This is a genomic window from Hoeflea algicola (assembly GCF_026619415.1).
Classification (GTDB): Bacteria; Pseudomonadota; Alphaproteobacteria; order Rhizobiales; family Rhizobiaceae; genus Hoeflea; species Hoeflea algicola.
Genome location: NZ_JAOVZR010000001.1, coordinates 2,803,621 through 2,824,069, shown reverse-complemented (window position 1 = coordinate 2,824,069; position 20,449 = coordinate 2,803,621). Strand labels below are relative to the sequence as shown.

Annotated in this window: 18 protein-coding genes, 2 pseudogenes and 1 riboswitch; of the genes and pseudogenes, 14 read left to right on the top strand and 6 right to left on the bottom strand. The window is 59.4% G+C overall.

Annotation, left to right across the window (positions count from 1 at the left end):
* Positions 1-86: 86 nt before the first annotated feature.
* The 7 genes from OEG84_RS13865 (at position 87) to OEG84_RS13835 (ending at position 6,803) form a co-directional block, all read left to right on the top strand.
* Positions 87-929, top strand: coding sequence for an AAA family ATPase (locus OEG84_RS13865; protein WP_267654288.1), 843 nt, complete (start codon positions 87-89; stop codon positions 927-929).
* Positions 930-1,074: 145 nt separating this feature from the next.
* Positions 1,075-2,166 carry a GGDEF domain-containing protein gene (locus tag OEG84_RS13860; RefSeq protein ID WP_267654287.1) on the top strand — a complete coding sequence of 364 codons (1,092 nt, stop codon included), beginning with the start codon at positions 1,075-1,077 and terminating at the stop codon, positions 2,164-2,166.
* Positions 2,167-2,226: 60 nt separating this feature from the next.
* A riboswitch (SAM riboswitch) is annotated at positions 2,227-2,304 on the top strand.
* 57 nt (positions 2,305-2,361) lie between these two features.
* Positions 2,362-3,300 (top strand): homoserine O-succinyltransferase, encoded by a 939-nt coding sequence (locus OEG84_RS13855; RefSeq protein WP_267654286.1) that lies wholly within the window; start codon positions 2,362-2,364, stop codon positions 3,298-3,300.
* Between the two features lie 4 nt (positions 3,301-3,304).
* Complete coding sequence (locus OEG84_RS13850; protein WP_267654285.1) at positions 3,305-3,769, top strand: GNAT family N-acetyltransferase; 465 nt, start codon at positions 3,305-3,307, stop codon at positions 3,767-3,769.
* A gap of 170 nt (positions 3,770-3,939) precedes the next feature.
* Positions 3,940-4,443: a hypothetical protein gene (locus OEG84_RS13845; RefSeq protein WP_267654284.1), complete on the top strand. Its 504-nt coding sequence runs from the start codon at positions 3,940-3,942 to the stop codon at positions 4,441-4,443.
* A 64-nt stretch (positions 4,444-4,507) separates the two neighbouring features.
* The gene (locus OEG84_RS13840; protein ID WP_267654283.1) at positions 4,508-5,692 is read left to right on the top strand and encodes a vWA domain-containing protein; all 1,185 of its coding nucleotides are present in this window, start codon (positions 4,508-4,510) and stop codon (positions 5,690-5,692) included.
* Positions 5,693-5,792: 100 nt separating this feature from the next.
* Positions 5,793-6,803, top strand: coding sequence for an aldose epimerase family protein (locus tag OEG84_RS13835; protein ID WP_267654282.1), 1,011 nt, complete (start codon positions 5,793-5,795; stop codon positions 6,801-6,803).
* A gap of 156 nt (positions 6,804-6,959) precedes the next feature.
* Here the strand turns inward: OEG84_RS13835 and OEG84_RS13830 are convergent, their stop codons facing one another.
* Positions 6,960-7,520: a histidine phosphatase family protein gene (locus OEG84_RS13830; protein WP_267654281.1), complete on the bottom strand. Its 561-nt coding sequence runs from the start codon at positions 7,518-7,520 to the stop codon at positions 6,960-6,962.
* 132 nt (positions 7,521-7,652) lie between these two features.
* Between OEG84_RS13830 and OEG84_RS13825 the strand changes: the two are divergent.
* Positions 7,653-7,922, top strand: a pseudogene (locus tag OEG84_RS13825) (hypothetical protein); the annotation flags it as partial.
* Positions 7,915-8,847, top strand: a complete 933-nt coding sequence (locus OEG84_RS13820) for a hydroxyacid dehydrogenase (RefSeq protein WP_267654280.1) — start codon at positions 7,915-7,917, stop codon at positions 8,845-8,847. The pseudogene OEG84_RS13825 and the gene OEG84_RS13820, both read left to right, overlap by 8 nt.
* A 47-nt stretch (positions 8,848-8,894) precedes the next feature.
* Here OEG84_RS13820 and OEG84_RS13815 read toward each other — a convergent pair whose 3' ends face one another.
* From OEG84_RS13815 to OEG84_RS13795, 5 genes are all read right to left on the bottom strand, one after another.
* A complete protein-coding gene (locus tag OEG84_RS13815) occupies positions 8,895-10,217 on the bottom strand; it encodes a TRAP transporter large permease (protein WP_267654279.1) in 1,323 nt (440 codons plus the stop codon).
* A complete protein-coding gene (locus OEG84_RS13810) occupies positions 10,214-10,744 on the bottom strand; it encodes a TRAP transporter small permease (protein WP_267654278.1) in 531 nt (176 codons plus the stop codon). The genes OEG84_RS13815 and OEG84_RS13810 overlap by 4 nt, the downstream gene beginning before the upstream one ends.
* Positions 10,737-12,029: a flavin-dependent oxidoreductase gene (locus OEG84_RS13805; protein WP_267654277.1), complete on the bottom strand. Its 1,293-nt coding sequence runs from the start codon at positions 12,027-12,029 to the stop codon at positions 10,737-10,739. The genes OEG84_RS13810 and OEG84_RS13805 overlap by 8 nt, the downstream gene beginning before the upstream one ends.
* Positions 12,030-12,107: 78 nt before the next feature.
* A complete protein-coding gene (locus tag OEG84_RS13800; RefSeq protein WP_267654276.1) occupies positions 12,108-13,157 on the bottom strand; it encodes a TRAP transporter substrate-binding protein in 1,050 nt (349 codons plus the stop codon).
* A 58-nt stretch (positions 13,158-13,215) separates the two neighbouring features.
* A complete protein-coding gene (locus OEG84_RS13795; protein ID WP_267654275.1) occupies positions 13,216-13,569 on the bottom strand; it encodes a hypothetical protein in 354 nt (117 codons plus the stop codon).
* A 134-nt stretch (positions 13,570-13,703) separates the two neighbouring features.
* Here OEG84_RS13795 and OEG84_RS13790 point away from each other — a divergent pair, with 134 nt between their 5' ends.
* The 5 genes and pseudogenes from OEG84_RS13790 to OEG84_RS13770 all read left to right on the top strand — a co-directional run bounded on the left by OEG84_RS13790 (position 13,704) and on the right by OEG84_RS13770 (position 20,443).
* Positions 13,704-14,195 (top strand): (2Fe-2S)-binding protein, encoded by a 492-nt coding sequence (locus OEG84_RS13790; protein WP_267654274.1) that lies wholly within the window; start codon positions 13,704-13,706, stop codon positions 14,193-14,195.
* A gap of 192 nt (positions 14,196-14,387) precedes the next feature.
* Positions 14,388-16,736 (top strand): xanthine dehydrogenase family protein molybdopterin-binding subunit, encoded by a 2,349-nt coding sequence (locus OEG84_RS13785; protein ID WP_267654273.1) that lies wholly within the window; start codon positions 14,388-14,390, stop codon positions 16,734-16,736.
* An 18-nt stretch (positions 16,737-16,754) separates the two neighbouring features.
* The gene (locus OEG84_RS13780; protein WP_267654272.1) at positions 16,755-17,555 is read left to right on the top strand and encodes an FAD binding domain-containing protein; all 801 of its coding nucleotides are present in this window, start codon (positions 16,755-16,757) and stop codon (positions 17,553-17,555) included.
* Between the two features lie 232 nt (positions 17,556-17,787).
* Positions 17,788-19,383: an ABC transporter substrate-binding protein gene (locus tag OEG84_RS13775; protein ID WP_267654271.1), complete on the top strand. Its 1,596-nt coding sequence runs from the start codon at positions 17,788-17,790 to the stop codon at positions 19,381-19,383.
* Positions 19,384-19,437: 54 nt separating this feature from the next.
* Positions 19,438-20,443 (top strand): annotated as a pseudogene (locus tag OEG84_RS13770) (ABC transporter permease subunit).
* Positions 20,444-20,449: the final 6 nt, after the last annotated feature.

Genomic DNA, 20,449 nt, shown 5'->3' with positions numbered 1-20,449 from the left:
TATGCTAGCGGGTTGCGCGCAGCGCCGGTTATGGTGTTGAACGTGGCATGAAACGAGGCCGCAATTGGGGCGGCGCAGGAGAGCTTATGAAGTTTGAAGGCACAGCGGCCTATGTTGCCGAAAAGGACCTTACCATCGCGGTCAATGCGGCGATCCGGCTGGAACGACCGCTTCTGGTCAAGGGCGAGCCAGGAACCGGCAAGACCGAATTGGCCCACCAGGTGGCGCAATCGCTCGGGCTCGACCTGATCGAATGGTCGATAAAATCGACCACCAAGGCGCAGCAGGGGCTTTACGAGTATGACGCGGTCAGCCGTTTGCGGGATAGCCAACTCGGAGACGAACGAGTCAACGATGTCGCCAACTACATCCGCCGCGGCAAATTGTGGGATGCGTTTGCGGCCGACAAGAAGACGGTGTTGCTGATTGACGAGATCGATAAGGCCGATATCGAATTCCCGAACGATCTGCTGCAGGAACTCGATCGGATGGAGTTCTTTGTCTACGAGACCGGCGAGACGATTCGCGCCCGGCAGCGGCCGATCGTGATCATTACTTCCAACAACGAAAAAGAGCTTCCCGACGCGTTTTTGCGACGTTGCTTTTTCCATTATATCCGGTTTCCGGAAATGGAAACGCTGCAGCGCATCGTCGATGTGCACTATCCCGGCATCAAGCAGACGCTGGTGCGCGAGGCGTTGACCCAGTTTTATGCGATCCGCGAAACCGGCGGGCTGAAGAAGAAACCCTCCACATCCGAGGCGCTGGATTGGATCCGATTGCTGGTCGCCGATGACGTGACACCCGAGACGCTGCGAGGCGACGCCAGAAATGCACTGCCGAAACTGCACGGCGCGCTACTCAAGAACGAGCAGGATGTGCACCTGTTCGAGCGGTTGGCATTTCTGGCGCGCCAGCGAGGAAATTAGGCTTCCGGCCAATTTTCTTGGTGCAGGTAATCAAATAGCGACTTTTTGCTGCCATCCTGTTCGGGAAGCGAAATAGCGAAAGGTCAGCCTGTTGCCATATGCCGACGTGTCATATCAATGGCTTGGACCTGGAATATTTATTTCCATGGCAGCGGCATTTCTGTTGTTGTTCCTGCATGACCGCAAACGCACAGCTGCCTTGCACTTCTCCGGGGCGTTTTTTTGCGCCACCGTGGGATATACGCAGATCCTGCTGATTGATGGAGACTTGAGGCGGGCCAGCGTGCTGGTGACGATGCTGACGGCATTTGGCAGCTATGTCTTGTTGCTGAAGGGGATGTCGCGGCTGCACAAGCGCCCGTTTCCGTTGCTGTTATTCCTGCTGCCATGCGTGGTCGCCGTCGGCTTTTTTGCGGCATCCAAATCCGATCCGGCTGTGTTGGGGCTAAGGATTGCGGGGGTTTACGGGTTCATGGTGGTTGTTGACATCATGTGCGGGGTTATTGCCTGGCGCAGTGCGGCCCACCACATCGACAGGGTCATCGCCGTGATCTTTCTGTGCCAGGCGGCTGTTATCAGTCTGCTCGTCGGCCAATTGCTTATGCCCGGGGCGGAAAAGTTGAATATGGCAACGTTTGGAGCCTCGCATTTTGCCATTACCATGCGAACCGCCAATGCGCTGTTCGGTATCGCGCTCGGGATCGGGTTGTTTGTCCGGTTCGGCGTAATCGAAGTCGAGCGACTGACGCGGCTGGCAGGCACCGACCCGCTGACCGGGCTTCTCAACCGGCGGGCTTTTGAAACAGCGGCGCAAACGCTCCGATCGGTTTCAGAGCCACTGCCAACCGGCCTGATTGTCTGCGATATCGATCACTTCAAGCGCATCAATGATAATTACGGGCACGAAGTGGGTGACCGGACGCTCATGGCTTTCGCCAAGCTGTTGGTCGAGGAGGCTCCTGATACAGCGATCTGCACGCGGCTCGGCGGCGAGGAGTTTTGCGTCTTGCTGACGGGGGCAACCGCCGAAATGACTCAGTTGGTCGCCACGCGGTTGCGAGTGGCGATCGAGCAGATGCAACTGGGTGTAGAGACTGGCCAGTTGACGCTGACGGCTAGTTTTGGTTGGTGTGAACTGGCGCCGGCAGACGATCTGCGCGCGGCGATGGCCAATGCCGATGCCGCTGTGTACCAGGCCAAGAATGACGGCCGTAATCTGGTGCGCATGGCCGGGTGACAGGCAGTGGCGGATCGTCGGCTGCCGCTTTTTCTTGACCCGCCCCGGGCAAGCCGCTAATTTTTACGTCGTGGTGATTTGGCCGGCCGGCTTGCAGCCACGTAAAACAACTCGCTAAATGGCCGACGGGACCACCTCCCTCCGGACCGGCAGCGTATTCCCGCAGGCCGGTTTTTTGTTGGAGGTCAGTGCGTCATGCCGATCCGTATTCCCGATGGTCTTCCCGCCCGCAAGGTGCTGGTCAAGGAAGGCGTGCAAATTCTGGATGAATCGATTGCCGTCAGGCAGGATATTCGCCCGCTGCATATCGGGCTGCTGAACCTGATGCCCAACAAGATCGCCACCGAAACGCAGATCGCCCGGCTGGTCGGGGCCTCGCCGCTGCAGGTCGAACTGACCCTGGTGCGAATTGGCTCGCATGCCGCAAAGAACACCTCGGAAGATCATCTGATCAATTTCTACCATACTTGGGAGGAAGTGAAGCACCGCAAGTTTGATGGCTTCATCATCACCGGTGCGCCGATCGAGACATTGCCGTTCGACGATGTGACCTATTGGGAAGAACTCAAGGAAATCCTCGACTGGACGACGACCCATGTGCATTCAAGTTTCTTCGTCTGCTGGGGGGCGATGGCTGCTGCCTGGCATTTCCACCGGGTGCCCAAGCGGGCGCTTGAGCAAAAAGCATTCGGCATCTATCGGCACCGCAATCTCAACCCGGCCTCGCCCTATCTGATGGGATTTTCCGATGATTTCCAGGTGTCCGTGTCGCGCTGGACCGAGGTGCGGCGCGAGGATTTGACGCCGGACTTCGAAGTGCTGATGGAAAGCGACCAGACCGGACTTTGCCTGTTGCACGAGGCGTTCGCCAATCGGCTCTATATCTTCAATCACATCGAGTATGATTCCGGCACGCTGGCGGAAGAATATTTCCGCGACACCAAGGCGGGAACGCCGGTGGCGTTGCCGCACAACTATTTTCCGGATAATGATCCTGGAAAAAAGCCGCAGAACCGCTGGCGCAGCCATGCGTTCCTGCTGTTTGGCAACTGGATCAATCAGGTTTACCAGACCACGCCTTTCAATATTGAAGACATCGGTGAAGATCGTTCGTTGGCGCAGGCGGGGGAGTGAATTGATGGCAGCGAAGCTGGAAATTCGACCGATTGCCGCTGACGATGCCGTGGCATGGCGCGCCCTGTGGAAGGCTTATCTCGAGTTTTACGAATCAAGCGTGCCCGACGAGGTCTACCAGACCACATTCTCACGGCTTGTTTCGGATCATGCGGCGGGGGACGCTTCGTTTTACGAACCCCGCGGATTGTTGGCGCTGCTCGATGGAAAGCAGGTAGGTCTGGTGCATTATTTCTATCACCGTCATTGCTGGCGTATCGAACAGGTTTGTTACCTGCAGGATCTGTTTGCTGCGCCGGACGTGCGCGGTACGGGTGTCGGACGTGCGCTGATCGAGGCTGTCTATGCCCAGGCAGATGCGGACGGGTGCCCCAATGTCTACTGGATGACCCAGGAATTCAACGCGCAGGCGCGCAAGCTCTATGACCGCATCGCCACGCTGACCCCGTTTGTCAAATACAGCCGGTAACGATGAGCCGTCATGGCTGCATCAGGGGAAGCCGGCCATGGCCGTTTTCGAGTTCTTTCCCCCGTCTGGCCTGATGCCTGCAGATATGAGAAACTGCGGGCAAGGTGTTTCTTCAATGATGACCCGTTGATGGGGTGCTTTTACGGTGGATTGCGTCGGGAGCGACGGACATGGCCGTGCGCGAAGACAGGACGTTTGAAAAAGTCGTCATCGGCTTGATCGCCATCGCCGGTGTGCTGTTTGCTTATGGCTGGGCCACGCGCGACGATCCGGCGGAAAAACCTTACCTCAAGATCGCCGGCGGCGGGTTTGTCTACAATTATAGGGTTGCCGATGTGTTTTACGGCTTCACCGCCTACGTGATGAAGCCGCTGCCGATCGGATCCTGGCTGATCGCCGAATTCGAGGATCCCGACGGCGGACCGCCGATGAGTGTCGAAACGCGGTTGCATGCGCGCAGCGTCCGCTACGGGGTTCGTTCGCCGAGCATTCGTGGTGTCATGGCAGGCAAGCCCTATCATGTCTCGATCGGGCTCTATAACCGCACCCGAACCAAGTTGTTGTGGGCGGGCGAGAAGGATTTTGTCAGCCAGCTCGACGACACGGTGGTGCCCGACAAGCCGCTCGTTATCGGCCCCGGCTATCACCCGAATCCGGAATTGGGTGGTAGCTGATTTGTGCGTCTAAAAGCTCTGAAGCGGTTGGCATTCAGCACTCGATGCGGTTAATGTCGCGCCCATGTTTCTGCCATTTTTTCTAGAACTCAAAGCCGCCAAGATCCCGGTTTCGTTGCGCGAGTACCTCACGCTGGTTGAGGCACTGGAGACCGGGCTGGCGCGTTTCGACGTCGAGGAGTTCTACTATCTGGCGCGCGCCAGCCTGGTGAAGGACGAGCGTCACATTGATCGTTTCGACCAGGTGTTCTCGCATTATTTCCGTGGTGTGGAAGCGGTTTCAGGCGAGGCCGGGATTGATGCCCGCAATCTGCCGGAGGAATGGCTGCGGCGGATGGCGGAAAAGCATCTGAGCGATGATGAAAAGAAGCTGATCGACTCGCTTGGCGGTTTCGACAAGCTGATGGAAACCCTCAAGCAGAGACTTGAAGAGCAGCAGAAGCGGCATCAGGGCGGTTCGAAATGGATCGGCACCGCCGGCACCTCGCCGTTCGGCGCCTATGGCTATAATCCCGAGGGTGTGCGTATCGGCCAGGACGAAAGCCGGCATCGACGTGCGGTCAAGGTCTGGGACAAGCGCGAGTTCCGAAATCTCGACGACACGGTGGAGCTGGGAACGCGCAACATCAAGGTGGCGCTGAGACGATTGAGACGCTGGGTGCGCGAAGGGGCGGCCGACGAATTCGACCTGCCCGGCACGATCCAGGCGACAGCCGAGCATGGCTGGCTTGATGTCAAGACCCGGCCCGAACGGCGCAACGCGATCAAGCTTTTGATGTTTTTCGATGTTGGCGGTTCGATGGACGACCACATCAAGGTGGTGGAGGAGCTGTTTTCCGCCGCCAAGTCGGAATTCCGGCACATGCAGTATTTCTACTTTCACAATTGCCTCTATGAGGGTGTCTGGCGTGACAACCAGCGGCGTCGGCAGGAACTGCTGTCAACCGAGGAACTGCTGCGCACCTACGGATCCGATTACCGTGTGATCTTTGTCGGTGATGCGGCGATGAGCCCTTACGAGATTGTCACCGCAGGCGGCTCCGTCGAGCATTGGAACGAGGAACCGGGACAGGTCTGGCTGACGCGGGTCCTTGATCATTTCCACAAGGTCGCCTGGCTCAATCCGGTCCCGGAAGCACATTGGGGCTACACCCATTCCACAGCGCTGATCAGGCAGTTGTTCTCCGACCGGATGTTTCCGATGACGCTGTCGGGCCTGGAGACGGCGACAAGACAGCTGACACGTTGATGATGACCGCGCCTCCTACGGGGTGGTGCTTGCGCGCCGGAGCGTTTCGGACCATGCCCTATTTCTCAAGAATTCCGATCCAGCTGATGGGAGACGCACCATGGCGGTAGAAGCCTTTGGACAAATGCAGAATGGCGAAACCGTGCATCGAGTGACGCTTGAAGGCGGTGGTTTGACTGCGAAAATCATGACCTGGGGGGCGACACTGCAGGACCTCAGGTTTGAGGGTCATGCTGCGCCACTGACGCTGGGATTTCCGGATTTTGCCAGTTACCCGGCGCATTCGCCCTATTTCGGGCAGACGCCGGGGCGGCACGCCAACCGTATCGCCGGCGGGCGGTTTTCGCTTGATGGCGTCGCCTATCAGCTTGAGTGCAACGAGCGTGGCATCAATCATTTGCACGGCGGCAGCGCTGGCACCGGCACCCGATTGTGGACACTTGACAGCTATGGGCCGGATTTCGCGGTGTTCTCGATTGTCGATCCCGACGGCCAATGCGGCTATCCCGGCACCATGAAGATCGAGGCGCGGTATGAGCTCAGGCCCGGTGGCTGCATGGCGATCACCTATACCAGCGTGACCGACCGGCCGACGCTCGCCAACATCGCCCATCACAGCTATTTCAATCTTGATGGATCTACTGATATTCTCGACCACGACATGATGATTGCCGCCGATCATTACCTGCCGGTCGATGCCACCCAGATTCCAACCGGCGAGATCGCCTCGGTAGAGGGCACCGATTTCGATTTTCGGGAGATGCGGCCGATCCGCCGCGAGAATGCTGCCGGGCAGGTGGAATATGACCATAATTTCTGCGTGGCTGACGCGCGCGGCCCGGTGCAGACCATCGCGCTGGCGCGGTCGATGCGCTCGGGGGTGGCCATGGAGCTACGTTCGACGGAAGCCGGCGTTCAGTTTTATACCGGTTTCAAGATCAGCCCGTCGGTGCCCGGCCTTTCGGGCAGCCCCTATCAGCCGCATGCCGGTTTCTGCCTTGAAACACAAAGCTGGCCCGACAGCCCCAACCAACCGGGCTTTGCCGGCGCGGTGCTGCGGCCCGGAGAAAAATGCGTTCAGCACACCGAGCATGTGTTTATGCGCGATTGAACCTCCGCGCTCACAGAAAAGATACAGTCTTGATAAAGGCGGCGGCGTCGGGCCGCTGACAGTTCATTCAGCCACCCATAAAGTGGCCGCGTTCTCACCGGCGGATGCGAGTGTTCGGCAAAGCTACGGTGATTTCGGCTGATGCGGCTGCCGGGTTTAGTCGAGCAGCAACCGGTTGACGACGCGCGGTATACCGCCGGGCGTGGCCGCCGGGGCGATGATCACTGCTTCGCCGACGCGCGGCATGGTTCCTGAAATGGCCCGGATCAGTTCCGGATGGGTGACCATCAGCTGGTTGCCCGCGCCATAAAATTCTTCTACCGCGGTGATCAGTTCAGGAGGAATGTCATTGGGGTCGGCGCCGCCGACAATGGAATTGAGATAGGCTTTGGTTTCTACCCGCGACTTGCCAAAACCCAGTTGCGCGGTCTGCAGCGCGCGGCAGAATTCGCCGGAATAGACCGCGTCGACGGAGACCGCGCGGGCAGCAAAGCGCATGCCGATGCGGCGGGCTTCCTGGATGCCGCGATCGGTCAGGCTTTTGCGCTTGTCGCAATCGCCGATATCCGGACGCAGCGGTTCACCCCCGGGCGAGCGCGCAAAACCGAGCAGGATTGTGTAGCCGCCCTGGTTGAGACGTGCCCAGGCAGCTTCGGTGGCGGAGCCTTTGGTGATGGGGGCAATGGCAGTAAGCGCCAAGGCGAGAATAACGGCCAAGGGCCAACGTCTTGCAAACAGGTTCATGCCAGCAATCTAGTGTTTTTAAGCGATGATGTAAGGGGGCATGGTCATGTCCGGTGAAACTGTGACAATTGGCGTGGTGCCGCCGGGGCAAACGAGGCTTGATGTGGTCATGCCGAAACGCCGGTGATCAAGATCTCCGCCAGCCAGCTTACGGTCCGGACCATGGGCGAACATGTCGATCTTGATGTCTCGGGGATCTTACGCCGCGAGATGACCATTGACGAGGCCGGGGACGCGCTGATCGAGATGATTATCCGTACCTGCAATGGCCGCAATACTGCTGCCGAAGCGCTCGGACATCGTGAATTTTCGATGACAAAGCTCTATGTTCGGCATAATTTTCCAACGTTCAACGCAGAGAGTTGTCATGGCTGACATCGTTATCACCGAATTTATGGATGAGGCCGCGGTTGCCCGCCTCGCTCACACCCACGATACGCTCTATGATTCCGGTCTCGCCGATGACTTGGCGGCCCTGCATGACCATCTCGCCGCGGCACGGGTGCTGATCGTGCGTAACCGTACCCAGGTGGATGAGACTTTGCTGAGCATGGGGCCGAGGCTCAAGGTTGTCGGCAGGCTCGGCGTCGGACTCGATAATATTGACGTGGTGGCCTGCAAGGCGCGCTCGATCAAGGTGATTCCAGCCACCGGTGCCAACAATCTTTCCGTGGCTGAATATGTGATCACTGCGGCACTGATGCTGTTGCGCGGCGCCTGGATGGGTTCTTCCGAGGTGGCTGATGGGCACTGGCCGCGGCAATCGATGATGGGGCGCGAACTGGCCGGCAAGACCATGGCCTTGGTGGGCTTTGGCGAGATTGCTCAGGAAGTGGCTTGGCGGGCGCATATGATGGGCATGCAGATCGTTGCTTACGACCCCTATCTCGCCGCCGATCATCCGGGCTGGCAGATCGCCCGCAACGTATCGCTCGATGCGGCGCTGGAACTGGGCGATGTGGTGTCGCTGCATACGCCGCTGACGGAGGCGACGCGGCACATGATAAACGCGACGACGTTGTCGAGCATGAAGTCGGACGCGGTGCTGATCAACGCAGCCCGTGGCGGTATTGTCGACGAGACTGCACTGGCCGCGGCTTTGGCTGCCAGACGGCTAGGTGGGGCGGCGCTGGACGTGTTCGAGATCGAGCCGCTGAGTGCGGAGGCAGGCGCCAGGTTTAAAGGGCTCGCCAATACCATTCTCACGCCGCATATCGCCGGGGTGACCGGCGAATCCAACCGGCGCGTCAGCGAGCTGATTGCCGACAAGGTGCTGGAAGTGCTCGGTGGCCGAGCATGAGTGCGGCCAGTATTATGACGCCGGTACTACTGTTAGCGCATTGCCGGTCAGTACAAGAGCCGGACCGCGACCAGGGTAATGGCCGGGAACATGGTCAGGATGGCCACGCGGATGACATCGGTGAGCACGAACGGAAACACCCCGCGATAGGTGGCTGACAGCGGTGTGTCCTTGGCCATCGCGTTGATGACGAACAGGTTCATGCCTACAGGTGGCGTTATCAATCCTACCTCGACGACGATCAGCACGATAATGCCGAACCAGAGGGCGAATTCCTCAGGCGTCAGGCCGAAATCCAGCGCCGACATGATCGGGAAGAAGATCGGCACGGTGAGCAGGATCATCGACAGCGAATCCATCACGCAGCCGAAAACGAGATAGAGCAGCAGCACGCACACCATCACGAGCCAGGGATTGAAGCCCTGGCTGCCGACATAGGCGGCTGCGGTCTGAGGCAACTGGCTGAGCGCCAGAAAGGCGTTGTAGACGCCGGCGCCGAAGACGATCAGGAAGATCATCCCGGTGGCACTGGCAGTGGTCAGGATCGACAGTTTCAGTGAGGATCGGGTCAGTCCTCCATTCATCAGCGCGATCACCCCGGTGCCGAAGGCGCCGATGGCGGCGGCCTCGGTGGGAGTAAAGATACCGCCATAGATGCCGCCGACGACGGCGATGAAGACGATCAATACCGGCCAGACCGCAAGCAGGCTCTGAAAGCGTTCGGGGTAGCTTGCGCGCTCGCGCTGTCCCGCCGAGCCCGGCTTGAGCCGGACATAGATGGCAATGGCGATCATGTAGCCGATCGCGGCCAGCACGCCCGGGATGAAGGCGGCAACGAACAGCTTGGCGATGTTCTGCTCGGTGAGAATGGCGTAGATGACGAGGATCACCGAAGGCGGGATCAGGATGCCCAGCGTGCCGCCGGCAGCCAGCGCCCCGGTTGCCAGCTCGCCGGAATAGCCATAGCGGCGAAGCTCGGGCAGGGCGACCTGTCCCATGGTGGCGGCGGTGGCCAGCGAGGAGCCGCAAATTGCGCCAAAGCCGGCGCAGGCGCCGACCGCGGCCATGGCAACTCCGCCCTTTCTGTGCCCGAGCCAGGTTTCTGCGGCTTTGAACAGCGACTGGGACATTCCGCCGAGCGTGGCGAACTGACCCATTATCAGGAACAACGGAATGATCGACAGCGAGTAGCCTGAAAACGTGCCCCATGTGAGGTTCTTCAATTGCGCGAAGATCATCAGGAACGAGCCGTTGATGAAATAGCTGCCGCCGATGCCGGTGATCAGCATGGCGAGACCGATCGGGATGCGCAGAAAGATCAACGCAAGCAGGACCGGAAACGACAGAAGCGCGATATCGATGTTGGTCAATGCACGATCTCCCCGTGAACCTGGTCACGCCCGGTGACAAATGCACGGATACTGAGGATCACGCACCAGAAACTGATCAATACGAAGCCGAAAGCGCCAACAAGGCCGGACGCATAGGCCCACCAGAGCGGATACTGGATGACGAAAGTGGTTTCACCATAGGCGAGCTTGTCGAGGGTGCCTTGCCAGTGCTTCCATGCCAGCAGCACGGCGATCGCAAACATCAATCCGTCGCCGACGAGATCAATCAGCCGGTTGATGACGCCGCCCATGTGCATGGTCAGGATTTCCACCGAGGCATGCTGGCGGTTGATCTGGGTCCAGGGCAGGAAGGCGAACACCGCGAAGCCGGTGCCAAGTTCTACAAGTTCGAAATCGCCACGGATCGGGCCGAGGCCGATGAAGAGCAACGCCCGGCCGCTGACGGAAGCGACGGTGGAGAGGATGACCGCGATCAGCGCGATGCCTCCGAGAATTGCCATCACGGCAGCGAGCCAACGGATCAGCCGGTCAATCCGCTCAAACATCGGACCTGCCTGCAATGGCAGCAGCGCGGTCGCCGGGAGAAATCAGCGGCGGACGGGAATTCAGCGTTTCGCGGTCGAACCCTGCCAGCGCCTTGTAGCGGGCGGCGTGATCTTCCAGTTCGCGAGCGCTGATTACATCGGTAATGGTGTCAAACATGCCTTGGCATTTCTCCTCGACCACCTGCATGATCTGGTCCGGTCCGTTGCCGCGATTGGCGGCGACGATACGACTGGTTGCGGGACGACGCTGTTCTTCATAGGTGATGAGGGCGGTTTCCGACAGCCCCCGGGCGACGATGCATTGGCCGAGCACCCTGGCATCGAGAATAGCTTGGGAGGCACCGTTGGAGCCGATCGGATACATTGGGTGCGCGGCATCGCCGATCAGGGTGGCACGGCCCTGGCGCCAATTGTCGAGTGGATCGCGGTCAACCATCGGATATTCATAGATTGTCTCGGCACTCCTGATCAGCGCCGGAACATCGAGCCAGTCAAAACGCCAGGTTTCGAAGGAGGGCAGGAAGTCGGCCAGCTTGCCGGGGCGGTTCCAGTCTTCCCGGTTCCACAACGCGTCCGGTTTTTTCTTCAGCTCGGCCACCCAGTTGATCTCGGCGAGACCGGTTTCCGGATCTGGCGCGGAAATCGGGTAGGTCACGAATTTCTGCCATTCATGGCCGGCCATCGCCATCGAGGCACCGGTCAGGAAGGTTTTGGCGTGGCTAGTGGCGCGCCACAGCACCGCGCCGCCCCAGATTGGCGGACCTTCGTCGGGGTTCATCTGCGCCCGGATCGCCGAGTGAATGCCGTCGGCGGCAATCAGCAAATGGCCGTGCTCGGTACGCGTGTCGCCCTCGCGATTTTTCAGATGCAGCGACACCTGGTCGCCATCCTGCGAGAAGCCACCGGCCTTCCAGCCGGTCTGAAGCGCGTCGGGGCCGAGTCGTTGCTGCACGGCGCGTGTGAGCATCAGTTGCAATTTGCCGCGGTGAACCGAGAATTGCGGCCAGTCGTAGCCTGCGTCGAGGCCGCGGACTTCCGACCAGATCAGATGACCATGCTTGGAAAAATAGGCGACTTCGCGGGTGCGGATGCCGATTGCCTCAAGCTCGTCGGTGAGGCCGAGTTCCACCAGTTCACGAACGGCGTGGGGCTGAAGGTTGATGCCGACGCCCAGAGGGCGGATTTCACTGACCTGTTCGAACAGTCTGGCGGTGACGCCAATCTGATGGCAGGTCAGGGCGAAAGTCAGTCCGGCGATGCCCGCACCGGCAACAAGAATGGTCATGACGGAACTCACCGATTGGGTCGAACGGAACCCGCCTCCAGGTGCAGGCTCCGTTGCAACTTTTTCAAGGCGATCGACCTATTTGGTGTATTTGGTGATCAGTTCCTGGGCCTTGGCGCGGAGCGCCTTGCCGTCGATACCCTTGGCTTCCATTTCGCCATACCAGTTGTCGACTACCTTGTCGGCGACTTCGTGCCAGCGGGCGACTTCGGCTTCATCGAGAATGACGATGTCATTGTCGGTGGCTTCGGCGATCTTGCGGCTGGGCGCATCGAAGGCGGCCTGGGTCTTGCCGGCAAAGGCAGAGAATTCGGCGCCGGTATTGTCGTCGATGACTTTCTTGAGATCATCGGGCAAGCTATCGTACTTGGCCTGGTTCATCGCCAGAACGAAGGCTGCGGTGTAAAGCGCGGTATCACCCGAGAATTCGGTGTGGGTGTTGACCAGTTCGGCGATTCTGAGCGCCGGGGTCACTTCCCACGGGATCACGGTGCCGTCGATCACGCCCTTGGAGAGCGCTTCAGGGATGGCCGGAACCGGCATGCCGATCGGCTCCGCGCCGAGCTCGGCGAGCAGCCCGTTGATGACACGGGTGGGGCCGCGCAACTTCTTGCCCTGCATGTCCTCGAGCTTGCGTACGCCTTCGCCCTTGGCGTGAATCACGCCGGGGCCATGGACCCAGGTGGCAAGGATCTTGATGCCCTTGAAATCCTGCATTTCCATGTCGGACTTGAACAGATCCCAATAGGCGCGCGAGGTGGCTTCCGCGTTGGTCATCATGAAGGGAAGCTCGAACACTTCGGCGCGCGGGAAGCGGCCGGGTGTGTAGCCGGGAAGGGTCCAGACGATATCGACCACACCATCACGGGCCTGATCCATCAACTGCGGCGGGGTGCCGCCGAGCGACATTGCGGAGAACACCTCGACCTTGATGCGGCCTCCTGATTCAGTGCCGATCTTCTCGGCCCAGGGGATCAGAACCCCGGCTGGAACATTGGCCTGCGGCGGCAGAAACTGGTGCATGCGCAGCGTGACTTCCTGCGCCATGGCGCCAGCGGATGACAGGCCAAGAGCGGAAACCGCCAATGCCGCGGCTGCGGCAGACTTCAGGAAATTGCGTTTTTTCATAGTATCCTCCCAGATTGACTACGCGGTTTTCATTCCGCGGTTCCCCCGAAACTAGGGGCTATTTTTGTAACTGCCTAGAGCCCGACCCATCCGCCGGCCTCACGGTGTCTTGCGGTGCCATTCGGAGCCCGCCGATATGAGACCATGCCCGTTCAGGACGCGACAGGGAAGGCGGAAAACAACGACCAACTGCCACATGCGGCGCCATCAGGTTTACCGCATGCCATTCCAGAACCTCCTCCCGGATGGCACGCGCAATCCAATTGACCGACCGCCCGGTCAGTTTATAGGGGCAATAACCTGCAGTCACAAGATTTTTATTTTTTGCCGGATCGTCACCAGTCAGAATCCACTGCGGCAGATCGATGCAACGGCTGCGGATGGCGGCTGTAGGCATTTGGGGTTCGACCATGAGGTTGGTCGGGTGTGACCGGCCGCGGGCAGGGATTGGGTGCAAATCCTGATCTTAATGGTTGATCCTTTTGGAAAAAAGGAAAATGATGCAGCCTTGGGTAATTGAGGATTGTACCCCAAGGGAGGAATTTCATGGCGAATGTATCGATGACCGTGAACGGAAGATCCGTTTCCGGCCACTGCGAAGACCGGACATTGTTGGTCCAGTTTATCCGCGAGAATCTCGGCCTGACGGGAACCCATGTCGGATGCGACACATCCCAGTGCGGTGCTTGCGTTGTCCATGTCGATGGCAAGGCAGTGAAGTCCTGCACCATGCTTGCGGCGCAAGCCAATGGCTCGGAAGTGGTTACCATAGAAGGCCTGGCCTCGGGCGGGGAGTTGCACCCGGTGCAGGTGGCATTTCGCGAAAATCACGGACTTCAGTGCGGCTTCTGCACACCGGGAATGATCATGTCCACGGTTGATATGATCAAGCGGCATGGAGGCCAGCTCGACGAGAAGACAGTTCGCGCCGAGCTTGAAGGCAATATCTGCCGCTGCACCGGTTATCACAACATCGTCAAAGCCGTTCTCGATGCCGCCTCGAAAATGGGTGACAGCGCGAAAGTGGCCGCCGAGTAGGCAACGCCGTAACAGGCGAGGGCTTGCGGTGGTGACCCGGAGTGACATCGGAAGATGGGAACCGTGACAACACGATGAGGGCAGCAAAGCGCGACAGAACGGCGCAGCAGCCTTACGGTTCCTGACATTGGTGATGAGACGCCGGATTGGCCCCGACTTTTTCGCCTGCACTCAATCGGAGGAGTTTGAGATATGGGAATTGAAGGCATTGGCGCCCGCGTGGAGCGCAAGGAAGACAAAAGATTTATTACAGGCAAGGGTCGCTATACCGACGATATGGTGGTGCAGGGTATGCGGCATGCTCATTTCGTGCGGTCGCCGCACGCGCATGCCAAGATCAAGAGCATCGACACCTCGGAAGCTGAAAAAATGCCAGGTGTCATCGGCATCCTCAACGGCGCCCAGCTTACAGAGGACGGCATTGGCAACATTATTTGCGGCTGGATGATCCACTCCAAGGACGGCTCGCCGATGAACATGGGGGCCTGGCGACCACTGGCGCGGGATACGGTGCGCTATGTCGGCGACGCGGTTGCCATCGTGGTGGCCGATACCAAGGCGCAGGCGCGCGACGCTGCGGAAGCCGTGGTCGTTGATTACGAGACGTTGCCAGTGGTGGTTTCTGCTGTTGACGCCTTGAAAGATGGCGCACCGCAGCTTCACCCCGAAGCCAAGGGTAACCTAATTTTCGATTGGGAGATCGGCGACAGCGCCGCCACCGATGCGGCGATTGCCTCGGCCGCCCATGTCACCGAGATGAGGATCGTCAACAACCGTCTGGTGCCCAACCCGATGGAGCCGCGCGCGGCACTTGGCGTCTATGACGAGGGCGAGGATCACTACACGCTGTGGACCACTTCGCAGAACCCGCATGTGGCGCGGCTGGTGCTCAGCGCGTTCTACAATGTGGCGCCTGAAAACAAGCTTCGGGTGATCGCGCCCGATGTTGGCGGTGGCTTCGGCTCGAAGATCTATATCTATCCCGAGGAGATCGTCTGCCTGTGGGCCTCCAAGCGCACCGGTGTTCCGGTCAAGTGGAATTGCGACCGGACGGAAGCCTTTTTAACCGACGCCCATGGCCGCGACCATGTCTCGACCATCAAGATGGCGTTTGACGCCGACAACAAGGTGACCGGGTTCAAGGTCGATACGATTGCCAATCTGGGCGCCTATATGTCGTTGTTTTCGAGCTCGGTTCCGACCTATCTCTACGCGACGTTGTTGTCGGGCCAGTATGCGATCCCGGCGATCCACGCCAATGTGCGCACAGTCTACACCAACACCGTGCCGGTCGACGCCTATCGCGGCGCCGGGCGACCCGAGGCCTGTTTCCTGGTCGAGCGGGTGATGGAAACCGCAGCTCGAGAGTTGGGTGTTACGCCCGCTGAGTTGCGGCGCAAGAACTTTGTCCGCGAGTTTCCATACCAGACCCCGGTGATCATGAATTATGACGCCGGCGACTTCGATGCCTCGCTCGACGCGGCGATGAAGGCGGTTGACTATGACGGCTTCGCCGCGCGCAGGGCGGAAGCCGAGGGGCGCGGCAAGAAACGCGGCATCGGCATGAGCTGCTATATCGAAGCCTGCGGCATCGCGCCGTCGGCTGCGGTGGGGTCGCTCGGGGCCGGCGTCGGCCTTTGGGAATCTGCTGAAGTGCGGGTCAATGCAGTGGGCACGGTTGAAGTTCTGACCGGTTCGCACAGCCACGGGCAAGGCCACGAGACGACGTTCTCGCAACTGGTCGCCGAGCGCTTCGGCGTCGGCATCGACAGTGTTTCGGTGGTTCACGGCGATACCGACAAGGTACAGATGGGCATGGGCACCTACGGCTCGCGTTCGGGTGCTGTCGGCATGTCGGCGGTGGTCAAGGCGCTTGACAAGGTCGAGGCCAAGGCCAAGAAAATCGCCGCTCATCTGATGGAAGCGGACGAAAGCGACATCGTCATCGAGAACGGTGAACTCAAGGTCGCCGGCACCGACAAGAGCGTGCCGTGGTTCCAGATGGCGCTGGCGGCCTATACCGCGCACAATCTGCCGGGCGGAATGGAGCCGGGTCTGAAGGAGGGCGCGTTCTATGACCCGGCCAACTTCACCTTCCCGGCCGGCTGCTACATCTGCGAAGTCGAAGTCGATCCGGAGACGGGCAAGACTGAGATTGTGCAGTTCGTGGCGGCTGATGATTTCGGCAATATCATCAACCCGATGATCGTCGAAGGCCAGGTGCATGGCGGGGTCGCGCAAGGCATTGGCCAGGCGCTGCTGGAAGCCGCGCATTACGATCCCGAGACCGGTCAATTGCTGACGGCGAGCTACATGGATTACACCATGCCCCGCGCAGACGACCTGCCATTTTACAAGGTCTCGACCACGGCAACGCCAAGCCCGTCCAATCCGCTTGGTCTCAAGGGCTGTGGAGAAGCCGGAGCGATCGGTTCGCCACCGGCAGTCATCAACGCCATCACCGATGCAATCGGCAACAATGACCTGGCAATGCCTGCGACCCCCGAACGGGTCTGGGCGGCGCTGCGGTCGGCACAGTAGGAAAGGGAGGCAGACATCATGTATGCAACCAATTATCACCGCGCCTCCTCGGTGGAGGAAGCCGTCAAACTGGTCTCGGGCTCGGACGAAGCCAAGTATCTGTCGGGCGGGCAAACTCTGCTTCCGACGATGAAGCAACGGCTGGCCGCGCCTTCGGACTTGGTCGACCTGCGTCATGTCAGCGACATGAAGGGCATTTCGGTCAACGGCAATTCCATCCGTATCGGTGCGGGGACGACCCATGCCGAAGTGGCGGGATCGTCAGAGATCGCGAACGCCTGTCCGGCGCTTGTGCATCTGGCAGCCCATATCGGCGACCCGCATGTGCGGCACATGGGCACGATCGGCGGGTCGATCGCCAACAACGATCCGGCGGCGGATTATCCGGCGGGTCTGCTGGCGCTCAATGCCACCATCGTCACCAGTAAGCGCTCACTGACGGCCGGTGATTTTTTCACCGGTATGTTCGACACGGCGCTTGACGAGGGCGAACTTATCGTTGCTGTGGAAATCACCGCACCTGCCAAGAGCGGTTATTCGAAGTTCCCCAATCCGGCGTCACGTTACGCCATGGCCGGCGTGTTCGTGGCCAAGGCGGGTGACGGGTCGGTGCGGGTGGCTGTCACCGGCGCAGGCTCGGATGGCGTATTCCGCCATGCGGGCATGGAACAGGCGCTGACGTCAGATTTCTCTGCTGCGGCGCTTGATGGTGTCGAGGTCGATGATTCTGATTTGATGTCAGACATGCATGCCTCGTCGGTGTATCGCGCCAGCCTGGTCAAGGTAATGGCCAAGCGGGCGGTGGCTGCGGCCGGATAAGGCTGTTTCGAAGCGTTTTCGGTTTGAGCCCGAATTAACTATTATTGAGGGCGGATCATCGCGATCCGCCCTTTACATTTCAAGAAATTGCGCGGGTCCCGGTGAATACGAAAGGAAACGAGCTTGCATTGAAATGACGTTTGGCGTTTGATCGCGTCCAAGCTGGGGGGCTTGGTTACTCGGTCCCCGGTGAAAACACAAAAACAATGCGTACAACCATAGGGGATGCGCCATGAAAAGAATAAGCTCACTTCTGGCCACGACGGTTCTTGCGACCATGCTGGTCTCGACCGCTCAGGCCAAGACGCTGGTTTATTGCTCGGAAGGATCGCCGGAAGGCTTCGACCCCGCGCTCTACACATCAGGCACCACCTTCGACGCCTCGTCGAAAAACATCTACAACCGTCTGGTCGAATTCAACATCGGCACCACCGAGACCAAGCCCGGCCTGGCCGAGAGCTATGAAGTCTCCGAGGATGGCCTTGAATACACCTTCAAGCTTCGCCCCGGTGTGAAGTTTCACACAAGCGATTTCTTCACACCGACGCGAGATCTCAATGCAGACGACGTGATCTTCTCGTTCGAGCGCCAGCTCAAGGAAGACAATCCCTTCAACAAGTATGTCGAAGGCGCGAGCTGGGAATATTTCAACGGCATGTCGATGCCGGACCTGCTGAAGTCGATCGACAAGGTTGACGACATGACGGTCAAGTTCGTACTCAATCGCCCGGAAGCACCGTTTATCGCCAACATGGCGATGGATTTCGCGTCGATCATGTCGAAGGAATATGCCGACAAGCTCGAAGCTGAAGGCAAGGCCTCTGACCTCAACCAGAAGCCGATCGGCACCGGTCCGTTCCAGTTCGTGGCCTATCAGCCCGACGCCGTGATCCGCTTCAAGGCACATCCGGACTACTGGGCCGGCAAGGAGAAGATCGACGATCTGGTATTTGCCATCACCACCGACGCATCCGTGCGCCAGCAGAAGCTGATGGCTGGTGAGTGCCACGTGGCACCTTACCCGAACCCTGCCGATCTGGATGCGCTCAAGGCCAATGCAGATCTTGAGGTGATGGAACAGGAAGGCCTGAATGTTGGCTACCTGGCCTATAACGCGCTTGTGCCGCCGTTCGATAACGCCAAGGTCCGCAAGGCGCTCAACATGGCGATCAACAAGCAGGCCATTCTGGACGCCGTGTTCCAGGGCTCCGGCCAGGCCGCCAAGAACCCGATCCCGCCGACCATGTGGTCCTACAACAAGGCCATTGAAGACGACGCCTTTGACCCCGAAGCCGCCAAGGCAATGCTTGAGGCAGAGGGCGTGAAGGATCTGTCGATGAAGATCTGGGCGATGCCGGTACAGCGTCCCTACAACCCGAATGCCCGTCGTATGGCAGAGGTGATGCAGGAAGACTTCTCGAAGATCGGCGTCAATGTGGAAATCGTCTCCTATGAATGGGGCGAGTATCTCGACAAGTCGAAGGCCAAGGACCGTGACGGCGCAGTGCTGCTCGGCTGGACCGGCGACAATGGCGATCCGGACAACTTCCTGGCTGTGCTGCTTGGTTGTGACGGTGTTGGCGGTTCGAACCGTGCACAATGGTGCAACGACGAGTTCGAAGCGTTGATCCAGAAGGCCAAGACCGTTTCCGACAAGGCCGAACGGACCAAGCTCTATGAAGAAGCACAGGTTGTCTTCAAGCGTGAAGCGCCGTGGGCCACCATCGCTCATTCCGTGGTCTTCATGCCGATGAGCAAGAAGGTTAGCGGCTACGTGATGGATCCTCTCGGTGGCCATTGGTTTACCGGCGTCGATATCGCCGAATAACCTCAAAGGGAAAGACGGGGGCGTTGTTCAGACGCCCCCGTTGCTATTGATCATATGCTGCGTTTTTTCCTTACACGTGTGGGCCTGCTGATCCCGACCTTCATCGGGGTTTCGATCGTGGCCTTCGCCTTCATCCGGTTGCTGCCGGGCGACCCGATCATGCTGCTTGCTGGCGAGCGCGGCGTTGACCCCGCGCGCTATGCGGAACTGCAGGCAATGCTCGGTTTCGACAAGTCGATCCCGGTCCAGTACTACAATTATCTCGTCGATATTTTGCAGGGCGATTTCGGCACCTCGATCGTCACCAAGCGACCGGTGCTTGATGAATTCCTGACGCTTTTCCCGGCGACCATTGAACTGGCGCTGTGCGCGATCATCCTGGCGACGCTGATTGGCATTCCCGCCGGTGTGGTTGCTGCCGTGAAGCGCGGCTCGTGGCTCGATCAGGGCCTGATGGGCACCGCGCTGGTTGGTTATTCGATGCCGATTTTCTGGTGGGGACTTTTGCTGATCATCCTGTTTTCAGGCATTTTGCAATGGACCCCGGTGTCGGGGCGGATCTCGCTGATCTATTTCTTTCCGCAGGTGACCGGCTTCATGCTGATCGACAGCCTGCTGTCGGGCCAGTCCGGCGCCTTCAAATCGGCGCTGAGCCACCTTGTGCTGCCGACCATCGTGCTGGCAACGATTCCGCTGGCGGTGATTGCACGGCAGACGCGTTCGGCAATGCTGGAGGTTCTGGGCGAGGATTATGTCCGCACCGCCCGCGCCAAGGGGCTGCCGCCACGGCGGGTGATCGGGGTGCATGCGCTGCGCAATGCGCTGATCCCGGTGATCACCACGATCGGTCTTCAGGTCGGCGTTCTGCTTGCCGGCGCCATTCTCACCGAAACGATCTTTTCCTGGCCGGGCATCGGCAAGTGGATGGTCGATCTCGGTGTTCAAGCGCGATTATTCGGTGGTGCAGGGCGGCCTGCTGTTGATCGCCGGCGTCATCATGATCGTCAATCTCATTGTTGATTTGCTGTATGGGCTGATCAATCCACGCATCAGACATTGAGGGTGG